General features: G+C 54.4%; 15 protein-coding genes. 5 read left to right on the top strand and 10 right to left on the bottom strand.

All coding sequences use genetic code 11. The features are described from left to right. Positions 1-5: 5 nt before the first annotated feature. From WG29040_RS19240 to phnD, 5 genes are all read right to left on the bottom strand, one after another. Positions 6-575 carry a YceI family protein gene (locus WG29040_RS19240; protein WP_003447651.1) on the bottom strand — a complete coding sequence of 190 codons (570 nt, stop codon included), beginning with the start codon at positions 573-575 and terminating at the stop codon, positions 6-8. Positions 576-907: 332 nt separating this feature from the next. Next, positions 908-2,086, bottom strand: a complete 1,179-nt coding sequence (gene psrA, locus WG29040_RS19235; protein WP_127196703.1) for an iron-containing alcohol dehydrogenase PsrA — start codon at positions 2,084-2,086, stop codon at positions 908-910. A 136-nt stretch (positions 2,087-2,222) separates the two neighbouring features. Further along, positions 2,223-3,041 carry a phosphonate ABC transporter, permease protein PhnE gene (gene phnE / locus WG29040_RS19230; RefSeq protein WP_127196702.1) on the bottom strand — a complete coding sequence of 273 codons (819 nt, stop codon included), beginning with the start codon at positions 3,039-3,041 and terminating at the stop codon, positions 2,223-2,225. Further along, the gene (gene phnC / locus WG29040_RS19225) at positions 3,038-3,841 is read right to left on the bottom strand and encodes a phosphonate ABC transporter ATP-binding protein (RefSeq protein ID WP_010656068.1); all 804 of its coding nucleotides are present in this window, start codon (positions 3,839-3,841) and stop codon (positions 3,038-3,040) included. The genes phnE and phnC overlap by 4 nt, the downstream gene beginning before the upstream one ends. Continuing rightward, positions 3,838-4,707: a phosphonate ABC transporter substrate-binding protein gene (gene phnD / locus WG29040_RS19220; protein WP_127196701.1), complete on the bottom strand. Its 870-nt coding sequence runs from the start codon at positions 4,705-4,707 to the stop codon at positions 3,838-3,840. Before phnD ends, phnC begins: the two co-directional genes overlap by 4 nt. Before the next feature lie 109 nt (positions 4,708-4,816). Here phnD and WG29040_RS19215 point away from each other — a divergent pair, with 109 nt between their 5' ends. Both WG29040_RS19215 and WG29040_RS19210 read left to right on the top strand, forming a co-directional pair. Then, a complete protein-coding gene (locus tag WG29040_RS19215; protein ID WP_003447660.1) occupies positions 4,817-5,710 on the top strand; it encodes a LysR substrate-binding domain-containing protein in 894 nt (297 codons plus the stop codon). A 252-nt stretch (positions 5,711-5,962) separates the two neighbouring features. Further along, on the top strand, positions 5,963-7,657 hold the full coding sequence (locus WG29040_RS19210; protein WP_127196700.1) for a penicillin-binding protein 2: 1,695 nt from the start codon (positions 5,963-5,965) through the stop codon (positions 7,655-7,657). 221 nt (positions 7,658-7,878) lie between these two features. Here WG29040_RS19210 and umoC read toward each other — a convergent pair whose 3' ends face one another. From umoC to WG29040_RS19190, 3 genes are all read right to left on the bottom strand, one after another. Next, a complete protein-coding gene (gene umoC, locus WG29040_RS19205; protein WP_127196699.1) occupies positions 7,879-8,388 on the bottom strand; it encodes a lysozyme inhibitor LprI family protein in 510 nt (169 codons plus the stop codon). A gap of 369 nt (positions 8,389-8,757) precedes the next feature. Beyond that, positions 8,758-9,099, bottom strand: coding sequence for a hypothetical protein (locus tag WG29040_RS19195; protein ID WP_003447675.1), 342 nt, complete (start codon positions 9,097-9,099; stop codon positions 8,758-8,760). Positions 9,100-9,393: 294 nt separating this feature from the next. Next, on the bottom strand, positions 9,394-10,089 hold the full coding sequence (locus WG29040_RS19190) for an IclR family transcriptional regulator (protein WP_003447676.1): 696 nt from the start codon (positions 10,087-10,089) through the stop codon (positions 9,394-9,396). 106 nt (positions 10,090-10,195) lie between these two features. Here WG29040_RS19190 and WG29040_RS19185 point away from each other — a divergent pair, with 106 nt between their 5' ends. The 3 genes from WG29040_RS19185 to WG29040_RS19170 all read left to right on the top strand — a co-directional run bounded on the left by WG29040_RS19185 (position 10,196) and on the right by WG29040_RS19170 (position 15,055). Continuing rightward, positions 10,196-12,571 (top strand): cytochrome P450/oxidoreductase, encoded by a 2,376-nt coding sequence (locus WG29040_RS19185; protein WP_127196697.1) that lies wholly within the window; start codon positions 10,196-10,198, stop codon positions 12,569-12,571. Positions 12,572-12,654: 83 nt separating this feature from the next. Continuing rightward, positions 12,655-14,025 (top strand): aromatic acid/H+ symport family MFS transporter, encoded by a 1,371-nt coding sequence (locus WG29040_RS19180; RefSeq protein WP_127196696.1) that lies wholly within the window; start codon positions 12,655-12,657, stop codon positions 14,023-14,025. Between the two features lie 730 nt (positions 14,026-14,755). Continuing rightward, positions 14,756-15,055, top strand: coding sequence for a hypothetical protein (locus WG29040_RS19170; RefSeq protein WP_003447680.1), 300 nt, complete (start codon positions 14,756-14,758; stop codon positions 15,053-15,055). 696 nt (positions 15,056-15,751) lie between these two features. On the opposite strand, the gene WG29040_RS19165 is transcribed toward WG29040_RS19170, so the two are convergent. Both WG29040_RS19165 and WG29040_RS19160 read right to left on the bottom strand, forming a co-directional pair. After that, on the bottom strand, positions 15,752-16,780 hold the full coding sequence (locus tag WG29040_RS19165) for an alpha/beta hydrolase (protein WP_127196694.1): 1,029 nt from the start codon (positions 16,778-16,780) through the stop codon (positions 15,752-15,754). Positions 16,781-16,805: 25 nt separating this feature from the next. Continuing rightward, positions 16,806-17,309 carry a cyclophilin-like fold protein gene (locus WG29040_RS19160; RefSeq protein ID WP_127196693.1) on the bottom strand — a complete coding sequence of 168 codons (504 nt, stop codon included), beginning with the start codon at positions 17,307-17,309 and terminating at the stop codon, positions 16,806-16,808. Positions 17,310-17,329: the final 20 nt, after the last annotated feature.

Genomic DNA, 17,329 nt, shown 5'->3' with positions numbered 1-17,329 from the left:
TCTAATCAATGTTCCGGTGCAACCATCCGAAACTGTATGTCTATATCGTTGGAAACCAGACTGTCAGACCACTCACCAGCCCCGACGTTGAAATCACTGCGTTTGAGCACCAGCTCTGCGTCGAAAATGCCGATGCTTCGCTCTGATTTCAGAAGCATCGGCACTGTTACCTCCCTGGTAAGGCCCCTGAGTGTAAGGTTGCCAATGATCTGGTAGCGGTTGTTGCCCAGGTCTTTAATGCGCGTCGATTCAAAGGTCGCCACTGGATAAGCAGTGGTGTCGAACCAGGCAGGTTTTTGCAATTCAGTGTTGGCGTCTTCGCTGCCGGCGTCGATGCTGTCGAGGTAGATGGTCAGTTTGGCCTGAGCCGCCTCGGGGTGTTCGGTGTCGAAACCGAGGGTCCCGACAAACTTGCCAAACGTGCCATACACCTTCGAGCCCATCTGGTGGTAGGTAAAACTTATGGTACTGGCGGCGGGATTGACGTGGGTGTATTCGACGGCATCAGCTCCGGGAAAAAAGCCGAGGGTAAAAGTGACAGCCAGTGCGGTGGTACGTAGAGATCGAGGACTCATTGCACTCTCCAGGACTGGCCCCTTATGGGTCGAAAGGTGTGGCAGTAGCTGAGGTGAAGCAAAGACTGGCCGTTTGTTGCAACCCGCAGAGGGCTCAACTTTTACCTGGCTGCGTACCAACGCCTGCCGGGTGTTGGCAGGGGTGACGCTATCCTCGGAATGCGCCCTTCAGGAATCTTAGCAGTGTTCGAGAAAGCGTTTTAAACACTCAGGCCCCGATGCCCTCAGTAACGAGTGGCAGCCAATGGCGCCGGGGAGAAGGAGGGGCGTCGAGCATGACGCACCTCGCTTGCTGCTTTTGGTTGCAGCTGTCCGGGGACTGCCACTGTCAATTAGCGGCCGCTCTCTTTTGCGAGGGCAGCAGGAAATCGTCGCGGCTCGTCATGCCGCTGACAGTACTTGTCGAGTGTTGGCAGGGGCCAGGCGGCTTGAGAGCCGATAAAGTTTTTGCCCCTTGCGCCCTGCATGGCGCACAGAATCATTTGCTCGGCTTGCTCCGCCGTTACGTCATAGTCGGAAAATTCCGTTTTCACACCCAGGCTATGCAGGAATTCGCGCAACTGATCCTGAGCTTTGTCCAGGTCGTTGCCGAAAATTCGTTGCAGAGTACGGTCGCGCGCTGCGTCGCGACCCCAGGCCAGGCCCAGCACCAGCGGCAATGTAAAGGAGCAGGCAATGCCATGCGCCAGGCCGTATTGCAGCGTCATCTCGTAAGAGATCGAGTGGGCAAGGGCGGTTTTGGTGTTGGAAAACGCCAATCCTGCCTTGAGGGCGGCCAGTGCCATGCGCGAACGCAGTTCCTTGTTGGTGAGATCACGACGCAGCTGCGGCAGGCATTCGAAAATGTCCGCAATGGCGGAGATGGCGAAGGTGTCGGAAACCGGATTGGCATTGATGTTCCAGACCGACTCCAGCGCATGGGACAAGGCATCCAGCCCGGTAGAAACGGTGACGCCGCCAGGCACGGTCAGCATCAGTTGCGGGTCGATAATCGCGACTTTCGGCCAGGTGCATTCAAGGTGCAGCGAGTATTTTTTATGGCTGGCCGAATCCCAGATCGTCGCCCAGGGCGTCACCTCGCTGCCGGTACCCGCCGTGGTGGGCGCCGCGATCAGTATTTTGCTGCGCGCCGGGACGAAGGGTTTGCCGGTTGCCAGCAATGCGAGCAATTCATCAAAGTGCCCCGATTCAGTGCCCACGATCAACGCCTTGGCGGTGTCGATGGCACTGCCGCCGCCTACTGCGATGACCGCATGGCAATCGCCGGCTTGCTGCCAGAATCGCTCATAGGTGTCCCGTAGCCGGGCCACGTCAGGATTAGGCTGGACATCTTCAATCACATACACCAGACGGTCGCCCAGCAGATCCTGAATGCGATCAACCAATCCCAGCCCGCGCGCTTCGGGAAAGGTCACTAGCGCGACTTTCTGGTTTTCAGTGATGTCGGCAAGCTCAAGCAGGCTGCCCCAGCCGAATCGTGTATCAACGGGATTGTGGAATCGGGCAATCATGGCGGGTCCTTTATTTTTGTTGTTGGAAGTGGCCCCATACTCGGGGGGCTTTTCCAACAGCTCAAATCGATAATTCGCAGGCATTAATCGGCAGAACCGATACTTGATTCAATGTGAGTGCCTGGGGCAGGGATGTTCAGTTGTGAGCGCCACGCTGGATCGCGTTGCGCAATCGACCCGACACCGCATCAGCGACGATCACCATCAGCGTGATGACGATGATGCAGGTGGCAGTCTCCTGGTACTTGAACAGTTTCAGGCTGCTCACCAGCTCAAAACCAAGCCCCCCCGCACCCACCATGCCGAGTACGGTCGCCGAGCGTAAATTGACTTCGAAGCGGTAAAGGACCACTGCAATCCAGGCCGTGATGACCTGCGGCAGTACCCCGAAAACGATGACCTGCAAGGGCCGTGCGCCGGTGGCCTGGAGTGCTTCAATCGGGCCTTGGTCGATCTCCTCGATACTCTCGGCAAAGAATTTTCCAAGCATGCCCAGGCCATGCAACGCCAGCGCCAGCACGCCGGGGAAGGGCCCAAGGCCTACCGCCGAGACAAATATCAGGGCCAGAATCAGCTCATTTATGCTGCGAGTGAAATTAAGAAACTGCCGGGTTGCGTGGAACACCAACCGGTTTTTGTTCAGATTGCGGGCCGCAAGAAATGACAGCGGAATGGCCATCAACACGCCGAGCAATGTGCCCCAAATGGCAATTTGCAGCGTCTCCACGGCAGGCGCCAACAGTCGAGGAACAATGCTCAGGTCGGGTGGGACGGTGCGTGCAAGGAAATCACCAATTTGTGGCAACCCTGCCGCCAGTTCAGCCACGCTTAATTGCGCGCCAGTGGCACTCCAGTGCAGTGTCAGAATGACCGCCAGCACGATTGCGCCAGTGGACAGCCACCCACGCGGTCCGCGAGGCAGTCTCACGGTCCACAGATAACTTTGCTGTTTCATGCTTGAGCCCTCACTTGCGCGACGGGGGTTATCAGTTCGTCCGCTCTCGCAGTGGCGCCCTGGGGGGCCGTTGTCTGGCCGGGGTATATGCGCTGCAAGTCGTCTTCGGTCATGCTGCAAGCGCTACCGTCATACACCAGTTTTCCGTGGGCCAGGCCTACGATCCGGTCTCCAAACTCCCGGGCGTAATCGACCTGGTGCAGGTTGCACAACACCGTGATACCCAGCTCCCGCGTGGCGTCGCGCAAATATTGCAGCACCAGGCGCGCAGTCTTCGGGTCGAGACTGGCCACCGGCTCGTCGGCCAGAATCACTTTTGGGCGCTGCGCCAGGGCACGTGCGATGCCCACGCGTTGCATCTGCCCCCCGGAGAGCGAATCGGTCCGTTCGCGGGCTTTGTGCGCCAGCTCGACGCGCTCCAGGCATTGCATGGCCAGCGCCACGTCCTCGCGCCGAAACAACTGCATGATGGAGGTGAGCGTTGACACCGCGCCCAGGCATCCGGTGAGTACATTCTTCAGTACGCTCAGACGCGGTACGACGTTGTGGTGCTGAAAAATCATTGCCGCCTGACGTCGCAGAACGCTGGTGTCGCGGCAGGCCAGTGCGTCAATGCCTGCCACTGAGAGTGTTCCGGAATCGGCCTGGACCAGTCGGTTGATACACCGCAGCAAAGTAGATTTACCCGCACCGGACTGGCCCAGCACCACCACGAATTCCCCTGCTGCCACCTCTAGGTCGATCCCGCGTAGAACCGGGTTTGGGCCGTAGTGCTTGGTCAGTTGGCGGATGCTGATCATTTGAGCCTCCGCAAATCGAGATTGAGCACCTTGGCGGTTTCGCGGACGACGTCGTAAGCCGCATCGGTAGTGGGCTGGAAGCCATCCAATTGGCCCTGGTCACCCCAAGGCACGTCCTTCACCGAAGCCAGGGCGGCAGCGACTTTTTTCTTGAGTGCCGGGTCGAGGTTTTGCCGCCAGACCATTGGAGACTCCGGGATCGGACGCGAACTCCACACCACCTGGAAGTCATCCTGCTTCACCAGTCCTCTGGCCACGGCGTTGGTCAGAATGCGGTCGGCGACGGCGCCAGCATCTACCTTGCCGTTGGCTACAGCGAGGATGCTTGCGTCATGGGAACCGGAGAACACCACTCGCGAAAACAATGTTGCGGGATCAAAACCGGCCTGTTCCAGCCCGGCTTTGGGGAACAGATGGCCAGAAGCAGAGCTGGGGTCGACAAACGCGAAGGTGTGATTTTTCAGATCGGACAATTGCTGAATGCCGCTGTCCTTGCGAGCAAGGATCACGCTCTTGTAGGCGCTTTGCCCGGTTTTTTGGGTGACGGCTACTGCGAACGCTTCGACCTCTGCTACCGACGTTGCCAGAACATAGGAGAAAGGGCCAAGGTAGGCCACATCCAGTTTGCCTGCACGCAGCGCTTCGATGATGCCGTTGTAGTCCGTGGCGACAAAGGGTTCGACGGGCATGCCCAGTTTGGCTTCAAGGCTGCTGAGCACTTGCTTGCTCGACTCGATCATCGCCTGGGAGTCTTCCGACGGGATCAGGCCAATTCTCAATTTCTCGTTCGCTCCTGCTTGGCAGACAGCGCTTATGGAGAGGCAGGCAATAGCGGCGACACGCAAAAATCCGGAGAAATTGTTCATGGCATTCCAGGCGATTGGTTGGAGTGACCTCAGGCTAGAAATGTCACGTGACAGTCATACGATCAATTCAATATAGGTTTTCGCAGCTAAGTATTGATGGAGTCTATGGATGTCGACCGCCAGGATGCGTGCCTTCCTCGCCGTGGCACGTCACGGAAGTTTCAGTGCCGGCGCACGGGCCCTTGGGCTCAGCCAGCCGACGCTCACCACACAAGTCCAGAGCATGGAGCGGCAATACAATCTGGAGCTGTTTCACCGTCGCGGGCGGCGCATTGAGTTGTCCGATGTCGGCCGGCAATTACTGCCCATTGCGCAAGCGATGGCTGCGCTGGATCTGGACGCGCACAACTTGCTGCGTGACTCCGGGCGGCTTGACAGTGGCCAGCTCAAGATAGGGGCGGTGGGGCCTTTTCATGTGATCGAGATGGTCGACAATTACTTTCAGCAGCATCCGCGTATCGATGTTTCGATACGGGTTGGCAACTCGGCGCAGGTGCTGGCCGATCTTGAGAGTTACGTGACCGATATTGCGGTATTGGCCGGATGGCACGAAGATCCAGGACTCTGCGCCGTGCATTACGCACGTCACGCCATCATCCTGTTTGCCCACCATGAGCATCCTTTCGCAAAACGCGAGTCAGTACGACTCGAGGAACTGGACGGCCAGCGGCTACTGCAACGGGAGCCCGGTTCCACTACTCGTCTGGTCCTGGAACAGGCCTTGTTGGCGGCACAAGTTGTGCCCCGCATCGCCATGGAAATCGGCAGCCGCGAGGCATTGCGCGAAGCTGTGGTGCGTGGGATCGGGCTGGGGGTGGTCTCCGAAGCGGAGTTCATCGCCGATCCTCGTATTCGCACGATCCGCATCGAGGGGGATCCGCTCTACACCGAAACCTATCTTTATTGCCTGGCCGAGCGTCGCTCCAGTCGACTCATTACATCGTTTTTTGATGTGGTTCTTTCGGCGCAGGTGAACGACTCACATTCGGCTGGCGAATATTGAAAGTCCGCGATTGGCCGATTGGAGGCGCCAGGAAAATCAGGAGAATTAGTAAAACCTGGCAAGGAGCTTGTTTTGCCAACAGTCGCGCCAATGATAACTATCCAGTGGTGCTAAATCTTACAGCCAGATTTTCCACCGAATACACTGGAGATCAATCGCTGACGCAATGATGTTTCTTAATATTACAAAGCAGGATGATAATAATTTAGTTAGGGTGGTTTTGTTTTGAACGTATAAATCAGGATGTACAGCGTGAGTTCCCTAGCAACAAATCCAAGATTTACCATCGTGATCGCTATCTTTTGTTCCCTCTCAATGGCGCTTGCGGCCAAAATAACTTACCTCATGGTTTTTTCTCATGAGTTCTTGAGCAATGAGGGTCGTAAACGCTCAATGCGGTTGATTGAAACAGCTCCCGTTCGCGGGACTATATTTGACAGGTTTAATCAGCCCCTGGCAGTTTCCACACCCGTGAGTACCTTATGGGTAAATCCCAGGCAGTTTGCCCCAACGAATCGGCAGGCAGTCATCCTGGATGAACAGCTTGATATTGATGCCTCGCGGATCAGGGCGTTAACATTGAGTGAACAAGGTAAATCTTTTGCCTATTTGGCCAGAAGAATTAATCCTGAGCGCGCGAACAAGATCATGAAGTTATCTATTCCAGGTGTTTATGAGCGCCAGGAATACAAAAGGTTTTACCCTCAAACGTCGATGCTTGCCCAGACATTAGGCTTCACTAATATTGACCAGCAGGGTATCGAAGGCATCGAGTTGATGTACAACCAAAAGCTTTCTGGCAAGCCTGGCCTGGAAGAACGTACCTTGAACTTACACAAGCGAGTCACCCGTGAGATCCTGGTGCACAAGCCCGTTACCCCCGGAGAAAATCTGCATTTAACAATTGACTCGACACTTCAATATTATGTTGAAAAAGCTTTGCTCAAAGGGGTAAAGAACAATGCAGCCAGGTCGGCAAGTGCAATTCTCATACACGCCAGAACAGGAGAAATACTGGCACTGTCTACGATGCCTTCCTTCAATCCAAACGCACGTAGAGGTTTCAACGCGGAGCTTATTCGAAATCGTGTGTTTACTGATGTGTATGAGCCAGGCTCGGTAATAAAACCATTCAGTATGGCCGCCGTTCTGACAGCTAATGTAATTGACAAAAATGCCATTATCCCAATAGCGCCGGGTTTCATAAAAATCAATGGATATACCATTCGGGATGTAGGCAGAGACAGCCAGTTAGACTTGGCGGGAATCATCCGTCGCTCTTCAAATGTCGGCATGAGCAAGGTGGCTATTCCGACAGGAGGAGCAGTGATTTCGCAATTGCTTACTGATCTGGGGTTCGGAAACAATACTGCGATTTACTTTCCAGGGGAAAGTATTGGGACAGTTCCCGTCAGGAGGGTATGGTCAGATATCGCTACGGCGAGTCTCTCATACGGGTATAGTTTGTCGGTCAACTTGGCGCAACTGGTTCAAGCCTATACCGTATTTGCCAATGATGGGGATCTGATACCGCTATCGCTAATCAAGGGTAAGAGGCAGCCGCCACGCAATGTCATAAGCCCGGAGGTCGCCAACAACATTCTGGACATGATGGTACATGCCGTGGATGGACCCGGAGCAGGTGGAAAGCGCGCAGCAATCGAAGGTTATGTCATTGCGGGTAAAAGCGGGACCTCACGCAAGGCATCCAGCGGTGGATATAAAAGTAATGAATATAGAGCCATGTTCGTAGGTATCGCTCCGGCCAACGCGCCTGAATTCATTATGGCTGTAGTCGTGGATGAGCCAACTGCAAATGGTTACTTTGGGGGCGCTATTGCAGCGCCGATTTTCAAGGAAATAATTGAAGATGTGCTTCGGGTCAGGAATATACCTGGCAATGCAAGTGAAGTCTTTCCAGCAGCACTGGCCCCAATCGTTCAGTAGGCGCTGTCTCTGTTGCAGCAGTCAGGGTCGGCTTTAATACCCCGTACGACTGCTGCTTTTGGCAAAACTGAGTGTGAGCAGCTGCTACTGCCCTTGATTGAATGCGGTTTATTTGCCCTGGACCAGTATTGACAGTCACCTGACTGCAGATGGATTGAGTTGAGCCTTGACTGCGATACTGGCCATGCCCGCATGGAGTGGCTCACGACCTGTGAGCTTGACTACGCCCCTGGCTCGGAAAGTTGCTTCGTTCTCCAGCGCATCAAATCGACTTTGCAAGCACTTAAAATATCTCCAGAGCCCGATCCCCCCATCATGGAATCACTTTCCCATTGGCACTGTGCATCCTTGAATTTTTCAAAGGCCTTCTGAGAGGCGAGCAGCGATTCAAGGGCTTTGGCCGTCGCACTCGAATCGATTTCTTTTGTTTGAGCTTCCAGTTTTTTGTAGGCGATATTCATTTGTGAAGTGATTTCGCGAGTCTTGCCCTCAAGGCAGCTTTGCAAAGCTGTCCGGGGCTGATCGCCGATGGAGTTGTTGCATTCGTTCAGTGCTCCGGTTTGAGCATCGTTGGCCACTGCAATTTTTGCTGCGCCAGTACCAGGCGCAACTGCGGTATTGATAGCGCTATTTGCGATTGGGTTTACATCTGGTTTCGCGGGGGATTGAGCGAATGCAGTACCCATGGCAAATGTAGTCGCTACAGCAACCACCGAAATGAGTTTTCTCAATTTATCTATCCTTTGGAAGGCGTTTTTCGAGGGGCAAGAAACAACTTTTGATGCTTGGCCAATTGTGTACTGCGTCTGCAAGACTAGCTCTAATGGCGTTCACAGCCCAAGGCCTGTTTGACTGCATCTTGGGCAAACTGTTCATAAAGGTCGGGGGGAGATGCCGGGAATTGCAAATCAGGGTGAAGCATCATTGGATGGGCGGACTGAAGTGGCAGGGTCAGCCTTTGGGTCAACCATGGTCGCAGAGAGGGGCAGAGTTGAATCTGCTCTGGCTCTTGATGTTGCGAGGGGGCCCGTGGATTTAATCAGCCACCCACACAGCAGTGTGCTGCACTTCAAATCTCGGGGCCGGGAGAGCTCCATCCGTTACGCGCGGTAGCTCCAGACCATTTCCACCACCCGTGCGGAAATCAATATATAGACGAGCACTATCAAAAGCTGAAAGACGAGGTGGTAGCGCAGTTGGGCCAGGCGGCGAATACCATCACTGACGTTCAGCAGCATGAGTATTCCAGATATGGTGATCACCCCCCACCCAGCCATGTTGGTGGCCGTGATGCTCATAAAGAGCTTGTGATCACTGTGCAAAGCGTTCGTACCCGCTGCAAACAGAAGCGCGCACAGAACCATATTTTTGAAATTGTCGAAGATCTTGGCATTGAGATCCTTGTCGAGCAATTGCGAGTAGCGCATCCATAATTTTTGCATGTTCACTGCCTCAAGAAGGATCAATCAAGCACAGTTCGTCTCAACAACTGCTCAAAGAGTATCGGGCACGCGTTGCATTCTGAAACGCGCCACCGCCAGTTCAAGTTCGTTGGGCCGGTTGGGTGGGGACGCTGTTGTAGCTGGCTTCAAGTGTAAGGATTTAGCCAGCGCGCTTCTACGGCTTTGCGAACGTCTTCTGTTGGCCGCAAGCAGCCTTTCACGCAGGACTGCTTACGGCCAGAAGCGTTCTCTGACAGACCGTGGCGCGGCCTTGCCGAGTTACGTCTGTGCAGCTTATGCCGTGGCAGCACCGAGCAATTGACTAATGATCGCCGCCGCTTCAGGTACAGCTTGAGTGGCGATATCCAGATCCAGCGAGTTCAAGGCAACAACACCCACGCAGGCTTCAAAAAAATGCTGGTTGTGAGGGCGACTGATCGGGCTCGCCACGCCAATGGCCCCGGGCTGCAATTGACCGTGAGTCAGGCTATAGCCCAGTTCACGCCCCTGTATGACGGCCTCCGAGTCTTCGGGATGCGCCTTGCGGCCAGAAAGAATCGCAATCCCGGCCGCGCCCTGGTGAAGAGGGTGGCGGCTACCGATTCGATACCCGACGCGCATCAACGACTCTTCGGGGTCGGCAACCATGATCACCATGCATTCATTGCCCTGAGTAACGGAAATGAAAGCACTGGCTTGCGACTGTTTGGCCAGGTCGAACAGCGGTTGCTGTGCTACAGCCCTCAACCGGGGTTCGAAGCGAGCTGCAAGGAGAGTTGCTCCAGCGCCAAGACGGATAACACCTTCAGCCCCGCGACTGATCAGAAAGTGATCCTCCAGCGTGGTCACGATTCGATAGGCAATGGCCCGATGCACCTCAAGGCGAGCGGCCAGTTCGGCGATGGATATACCGCTGTCCTGTTGAGCAATGATGCTTAAAGCCTGAAGCCCTCGATCGAGGGTTTGCAGGGTGTTCTTGCTCTTTTCCATAGGAGGACGCTCCAGGTTCTTTGACGCAAACAAAAGAACGGCATATGCTCTTTTTCTATATTAGTACACAGTTGTGCGATAAAAGTAAAACAATAAGAGGTCAACCATGTCTCAGCCCAGTGCGCCGGAAAAGACTGCATCCCGTGAAGCCGGTCAATCAGTCAGTGCCGGAAAATGTCCGTTCGATCATGGCCAGATGAAACCCGCTGCAAGTGCGGGGTGTCCGTTCTCTGAGGCGGCGGCCAGCTTTGATCCTTTCGACGAGCCGTATCAGCTGGATCCTGCCAGTGCCTTGCGCTGGTTCAGGGATCAGGAGCCGGTGTTTTACAGTGACAAGATGGGTCACTGGATTGTCAGCCGCTACGAGGATGTGAAAGCGATATTTCGTGACAATCGGATTTACTCGCCCGCCAACGCACTGGAAAAGGTCACACCTTTTGCCCAGGAGGCACAGGACGTGCTGATGGGTCACGGTTACGCCATGGATAGAACACTGGTCAATGAAGATGAACCGGCGCACATGGATAGACGCCGGGCGCTGATGGGGTCGTTTTCGGTAGAGGAGTTGGCCCACCATGAGCCAATGGTGCGGCGTTTAACGCGCGATTACATCGATCGCTTCATCAATGCCGGCAAGGCCGATCTGGTGGATCAAATGCTCTGGGAATTGCCGCTGACGGTAGCGCTGCATTTTCTGGGCGTCCCCGAAGAGGACATGGACACTCTGCGCAAGTACTCGATCGCCCATACCGTGAACACATGGGGCAGGCCCTCTCCAGAAGAGCAGGTGGCCGTCGCCGAAGCGGTTGGACAATTCTGGCGGTATGCCGGCCAGGTACTGGAAAAAATGCGCAAGGAGGATTCGGGCGAAGGCTGGATGGGCTATGCCCTTCAGCGGCAGAAGGATATCCCCGAGATCGTGACCGACTCTTATCTGCACTCCATGATGATGGCCGGTATCGTCGCTGCGCATGAAACCACCGCGCATGCTTCAGCCAATGCCTTGAAGTTATTGCTGACCCACCGTACGGCCTGGGATCAACTGTGCGCCGATCCCGCATTGATTCCCAATGCGGTGGAGGAGTGCCTGCGTTTTTCCGGCTCGATTGTCGCGTGGCGGCGGTTGGCGACCGAATCGACGCGCATTGGCAATGTCGAGATCCCCAAAGGTGCCAGGTTGATGGTGGTCATGGCCTCCGCCAACCATGATGAGCGACACTTCGAAAACGCCGACGAGCTGGATATCTACCGAGACAACACCACCGACCATCTATCGTTTGGTTATGGCAGCCACCAGTGTCTGGGCAAGAATCTGGCGCGTATGGAAATGCGCATTTTCATTGAAGAATTTACCAAGCGTCTGCCTCACATGCGGCTGGTGGAGAACCAGAAGTTTGAAGGCATCCCGAATATTTCATTCCACGGGCCGGAGCACTTGTGGGTTGAGTGGGATCCAGAGCGCAATCCGGAACGGGCCGTACCAGGGATCGTTGACAGTCACCTTCCACTGAAAATAGGTCCACCCGCGCGGGCCGATATTTACCGCCATGTGATCGTTACGCAAGTAAAGGAGGAAGCCGACGGCGTTTTGGGTATCACGTTGGCCGATCCAGGCGGGAGTAAGCTGCCGGGTTGGACGCCGGGCGCCCACATCGATGTGATCGCAGGTGACTATGTTCGTAAATATTCGTTGTGTGGCATTTTGCACAATGGCCACGAACTGAGAGTTGCTGTTCTCAAGGAGGGAAGCGGCAGAGGCGGTTCTGCCTTTATCCATCAAACGGTCGCCGAAGGCATGGCGCTGAAAATTCGCGGCCCGAGGAACCACTTTCGACTGGATGAGACGGCGGATGACTACCTGCTGATAGCAGGCGGTATCGGCATTACACCGATCATCAGCATGGCAGACCGCCTCAAACAATTGGGTAAGCGATATCGCATTCATTACGCCGGGCGCTCACTGCAATCAATGGCTTTTATCGAGAGACTCACGCGTGACCACCTGGAATGTGTGCAGTTTTATTCCGCGGAACAAGGGGGGCGGCTGCAGGTCAGCTCGCTGCTGGATACGGCTGCGGCTGGGACCCAGCTATACGCTTGCGGCCCAGAGCGGCTGCTGACTCACTTGCAAGAGCAGGTGCTCTGTAGGCCAGACCTGACCTTGCGCATCGAACATTTCAGTGCCGCGCTCAAGCCGCTTGATGCGAGCACTGAAAAGGGCTTCACGGTCGATTTGCAAGACTCCGGGCTGACCATCCAGGTGGCCCCCGAGCAAACGCTTTTGCAGGCCCTTCAAGCCTTCAACGTGGATATTCCCAGTGACTGTGGCGAAGGCCTCTGCGGCTCATGCGAGGTGCGCGTTGCTCAGGGTGAAGTGGATCACCGGGATCAGGTCTTGACCCCCTCGGAACGGCAGGTAAACGATCGAATGATGGCCTGCTGTTCAAGAGCCAGGACCGGCCGACTGGTATTGAAGCTTTAGGGCTTCAAGGTGCGGTTGGCATTCGCACACCCGCGCGCTGTCACCCATTGCTTACCCAAACAATAATAATCAGGTAAACAACCATGCAGGATCAGATCTCGAATTTTCGTGCGACCCTGGATCGCCACCCGATCTCAGGATTTCAATGGCGGCTATTACTGTTACTGACGTTGCTGTTGATCACCGACGGCTACGACGCGCTCGGGCTTGGTTACGTCGTGCCGGCACTGGCTCAGGAATGGAACGTAGATAAAGTACTGTTCGGCCCGGTGTTCAGCGCTAACTTGCTGGGACTGACGTTTGGATCACTGCTGGTCACGCCCCTGGCCGATCGAATCGGCATTCGCGTTGTACTCATAGGCTGCGTATCGGTCTATGGCCTGCTGACGTTGACAACGGCGCTGGTCAACTCCATCGAGGGGTTGGTCTGGGTTCGCTTCATTTGCGGAATCGGCATGGGTGGTGCCATGCCCTGCGCAATGGCGCTCATGTCCGAGTACTCGCCACCTCGCCAGCGCACATTGATGGTAACGCTGGCGGCATGTGGCTTCTCCCTGGGCGGGGCAATGGGCGGTTTCGTGGCCGCAGCATTGATCGACCGATTTGGTTGGCAGTCGGTATTTCTCACCGGCGGTATCGCCCCCTTGATGCTCTTGCCGGCGTTGCTCTTGTTCCTGCCGGAGTCGTTGCCAAGGTTGCTCAAAGACGGAGCCCCTTTTGTTCGGTTGCGCAAGTTGACGCGCAGAATGAAACTCGACTGGGAGCCGGTGCCGGTATGGGATGCGCAGTCGAAGGCGTCTCAATCCCCCAGTCGCTTTGCCGTGGTCGAGCTGTTCCGTAATGGCTATGCCCGCCCCACGCTCATGATCTGGGCAACGTTCTTTATGGCGTTGATCTTGCTGTACTTCATGGTGAGCTGGTTGCCGACCTTGCTCAAACAGAACGGCGTCAACCTCAGTGAAGCAAACTTGATCACGTCATTGTTCCTGTTTGCCGGGACGATCGGCGCAGGCGCGATGTCCTACTTTGCCGACCGTGTCACCAACAAGGCAAAACTATTGTGTGTGGTGCTTGCCGCAGCTGGATTGTTCACCTTCCTGATTGGGCTGTTTCACGACAATAAGGTCGTGATGATCGGGTTGGTTTTCGCCACCGGTATGTGTGTGATAGGCGGACAACTGACACTTAACGCGTTCAGCAGCAACTTCTACCCGGCCCATTGCCGCGCTACAGGGGCCGGTTGGGCCTTGGGAGTAGGGCGCTTTGGTTCGATTCTGGGGCCACTGTTCGGCAGCCTGTTTATCGGTATGCAGATGCCGGTCAGTCAAATTTTCATCCTCAGCGCTATTCCGGCAGTTCTGGCGGCGCTGTTCATATCTCAGGTGAAGGCACCCAAGGCGAAGGATGAAGTCCGCGAGTGGAAAGGACAGGCCAAGGAAAGCAGTCCGCTTTGAGGTCGCCACGAAGAGCGGTTTGAGGCCAATGGGGCATAAATCCATCGACGGTTCGTTGGGTAAATATCTGCCGGCTGCGACCGGCAGATATGGGCCGATAGCAGCCTGTCGCGAGGGACTACAATCGGCCAGAAGCAGTCGCTCAAAGGCGTCCAGGAAAGTCGGGGCAATTCATCCTGAGCGGATCCATCCGATTAAATGATGAGTAGCGCCCTCATCGCTTAAGGCTTTGTGTTGGCACTCCCGAACCGACTCGACCAGAGACTCAGCCTCTAGCCACAAACGTACCGCCACTTCTGTGGAGACTTGAGAATTTCGCCCCCCTGTTAGTTAGTCAAGGCCGTTTAGGTCGCTTCGCACACAGTACCTGCCGTGGAGATTTTGTCGACAGCCCGGAATAGGGAATCGCCGAACTTTATAGAACTTCATAAGCAGTATCGTCATTCATAAATTTAGTGCGACAGACAGGAGTCTCCCACGGCAGGTACTGTGTGCTAAGCGAAACTTCCTCACTCTCTCGAACAAGAAATAAATTGCAACAAAGGCCTGTTGAAATATTCTAAACACCAAGAAACCAATATTTACCGACCAAAAAGGAGAAGCCTTGCCTTTTATAGCTGGATGGAAACCCAGTTCAATAAAACCACACCCAATGGTAACGTATGCTTTCGCATTGCTCAGAACAAGAAAAAACATGAGCAAACTTGTTGATTGAATAAAGGATTAACGAATGACTATCGAGCGAGAGATTTTCTCGGCCCTTATCGCGCAGAACGCATTTCAAGGTGAAAAGCCAAGCGTACATAGCTTCGCCCAGCTAGCGGTAGACAAGGGATTTAGAGCACTTTCGTCAAGGCAGCAAGCGGTGGTAAACCCCTTCCTGAAAAAACAATGCGAGGGGATAAAACAACCAAATGAAAAACATAACAACTGCAAAAATAGTATAGGCGGTCGTGATTTGGTTACAGCGCTTGAGAATTCCGAAAGTTATAAGGGATGGCGCTGCGAGAGCTGCCGAAGCGCAGTTTAAAAACAATAAAGCAACACAAGAGAGTAGCGACCCAGGACTCTACAAAAACAAAAACACTATTGCCCTCGCTACTCCTGAATATTACTGCAGCAGGCCATCATGGCCTGCTCGCAGGTCTTTATTTTCTTTAAGCCCTATCAGCCCACCATCAAAACGCTGCTCACTCGTCACTCATTTGAGCGCTTCGAAAAAATAGTGCACGATGCAGCCAAATTTTTCTGCGCATCTAATTTTCCAGAGAGAAAATAGTGCCCATATATCAGGTAGTACTACTGTTTGTTTTCGGTATCGCAACACTCTGGTTGGGCTGCCAGTTGGATAAGAAGAACCGTCAAAATGAACTGGCCGCAAAAGACAAAGCGAAACCCGGGCCTTTTAGGGTCGCTGGCAGACATCCCTGGTATACGTCTGCACCGCTCTCAAGGCTGCTTGGTCGGCAATGATCCCTGTCCTGATATCGAAAACCGTTAGAAAAATAAATGTGTCCCCTTTTCATAGGACGCCACCTCTCACTCAAGTGCGTAGATCAAGCCGGCATATTGCGCTGTCCGCACTACTGCAAAACGGTAGCTGAACTCGTATCTTAACTGTCCGCTATTGGCCGATAGCAGCCTGTCGCGAAGGACTACAATCGGCCAGAAGCGGACCTTGGACAAACACCGTTCAAGCCGAATGGTTAATTCGACTTCACTGTCATCACTTCAAATTACTCTGGAAAAAGCTCGTCAGTTTTTCAAAAGGAATGAGATCGACGCGATCATAAAGGTCAACATGGCCAGCGCCAGGAATGATGACGAGCTCCTTGGGTTGACCCGCAAGCTTGTAAGCTTCTTCGCTGAACTCTCTGGAGTGGGCATCGGCTCCGGCAATGAATAGCATCGGACGAGGTGAAATCGTCTCGATGTCATTGAAAGGGTAGAAGTTCATGAATTTGATGTTGCTAGTAAGCGTTGGGTGCGTGGTCAGCTCTCTGGACGAGCTGGCTGGTGTGTATTCGCCACGGGGTGTGCGATAGAAATCATAGAACTCACGCTGAATCGGGTGAGTATTTTCGTCCAGTTGGTGGACCGTGCCGCTGGTGTAGAGCGTTTCACCGCCGGTGAACTCTACATACCGCTGCTGTGCGGCTTGCGCGATGGTCTCTTTGCGCTGCTCAAGCGTCTGCCCATGCTTCAAGCCGTTACGATTGGCTGCGCCCATGTCATACATGCTGACCGTTGCAATGGCTTTCATGCGTGGGTCGATCTTGGCTGCGCTGATAACAAAGCTGCCGCTCCCGCAGATGCCGAGTGCGCCTATCCGCTCTTTATCGATAAAAGGCCGGGTGCCAAGAAAATCCACCGCGGCACTGAAGTCTTCGGCATAAATATCCGGCGAAACTGCATTGCGTGGCAGCCCCTCGCTTTCGCCCCAGAATGAAAGATCCAGTGACAGTGTCACAAAGCCCTTTTCTGCCAATTTAGTGGCATACAGATTAGCGCTTTGCTCCTTGACCGCGCCCATCGGGTGACCAACAACAATCGCAGGGCTTTTGGTGTTGGCGTCGAGGTTTTTAGGGATGAACAGATTGCCTGACACGTTCATTTGGTACTGGTTTTTGAAATTGACCTTCTGCACTGTCACTTTGTCGCTGGTATAGAAATTATCCGCGCCTCTGGACATATCGGCTCCTGTTGCTGAGAGTGAACTGACAAGAAGGGTGAGTAAAACCATGAGCTTTTTCATTGGTAGCCCTATCGAAGCAGAGTAGTCAGTTTTGGGAGATAGTTACTTTCACGGCATGTCGGCCCAGCACTTGTGCAAGGTTCGCGTTTTCGTCCACATGTCCAAGGCGTGTGTATGCGTACCTCGATTCAAAGGTCATATAGAAAACAACCAGGGTGTCATTGCCATACAACATCAGATCACCCGCGTGGATCGTTCCCGGCTTGCTCGCATTGGAGGGCAGGGCTGCAGGAAGGCTGGCGTATTTTTCATTGCTGTTGAGATCGTTCATCTCCAGCGTGAGTGGCAGGAGCGTGGCAAACGTCCGAGCGGCTGTGTTGTCGGCCAAGGTGATGGCGAAGCGTTGTTCGCCGACTGTCATCCACATGGGATATTTCTCCGTGATCGAGGACGCCGACGCGGCATCATTCATTAGGATGTAACTGCCAAGCACGAGAGCTGAATACAGCACGCCAGGCCAACCAAATGACCGCTTGCCCCAGCCTTCGCGCTGCGGGGTATTTGCGGCGGGGTGAATGCTCCCGGTCATGACCCGTCTCCAGGATCGTT

This window comes from Pseudomonas sp. PAMC 29040 (assembly GCF_003994535.1).
GTDB classification, from domain to species: Bacteria; Pseudomonadota; Gammaproteobacteria; order Pseudomonadales; family Pseudomonadaceae; genus Aquipseudomonas; species Aquipseudomonas paraversuta.
The sequence above is the reverse complement of the archived record's forward strand: the minus strand, read 5'-3'. Positions and strand labels throughout refer to the sequence as shown.

What these genes read in the sequence shown, in the direction of transcription:
- WG29040_RS19240 (WP_003447651.1), bottom strand. Translation starts at nt 575, where the DNA reads ATGAGTCCTCGATCTCTACGTACCACCGCACTGGCTGTCACTTTTACC.
- psrA (WP_127196703.1), bottom strand. Translation starts at nt 2,086, where the DNA reads ATGATTGCCCGATTCCACAATCCCGTTGATACACGATTCGGCTGGGGC.
- phnE (WP_127196702.1), bottom strand. Translation starts at nt 3,041, where the DNA reads ATGAAACAGCAAAGTTATCTGTGGACCGTGAGACTGCCTCGCGGACCG.
- phnC (WP_010656068.1), bottom strand. Translation starts at nt 3,841, where the DNA reads ATGATCAGCATCCGCCAACTGACCAAGCACTACGGCCCAAACCCGGTT.
- phnD (WP_127196701.1), bottom strand. Translation starts at nt 4,707, where the DNA reads ATGAACAATTTCTCCGGATTTTTGCGTGTCGCCGCTATTGCCTGCCTC.
- WG29040_RS19215 (WP_003447660.1), top strand. Translation starts at nt 4,817, where the DNA reads ATGTCGACCGCCAGGATGCGTGCCTTCCTCGCCGTGGCACGTCACGGA.
- WG29040_RS19195 (WP_003447675.1), bottom strand. Translation starts at nt 9,099, where the DNA reads ATGCAAAAATTATGGATGCGCTACTCGCAATTGCTCGACAAGGATCTC.
- WG29040_RS19190 (WP_003447676.1), bottom strand. Translation starts at nt 10,089, where the DNA reads ATGGAAAAGAGCAAGAACACCCTGCAAACCCTCGATCGAGGGCTTCAG.
- WG29040_RS19185 (WP_127196697.1), top strand. Translation starts at nt 10,196, where the DNA reads ATGTCTCAGCCCAGTGCGCCGGAAAAGACTGCATCCCGTGAAGCCGGT.
- WG29040_RS19180 (WP_127196696.1), top strand. Translation starts at nt 12,655, where the DNA reads ATGCAGGATCAGATCTCGAATTTTCGTGCGACCCTGGATCGCCACCCG.
- WG29040_RS19170 (WP_003447680.1), top strand. Translation starts at nt 14,756, where the DNA reads ATGACTATCGAGCGAGAGATTTTCTCGGCCCTTATCGCGCAGAACGCA.
- WG29040_RS19165 (WP_127196694.1), bottom strand. Translation starts at nt 16,780, where the DNA reads ATGAAAAAGCTCATGGTTTTACTCACCCTTCTTGTCAGTTCACTCTCA.
- WG29040_RS19160 (WP_127196693.1), bottom strand. Translation starts at nt 17,309, where the DNA reads ATGACCGGGAGCATTCACCCCGCCGCAAATACCCCGCAGCGCGAAGGC.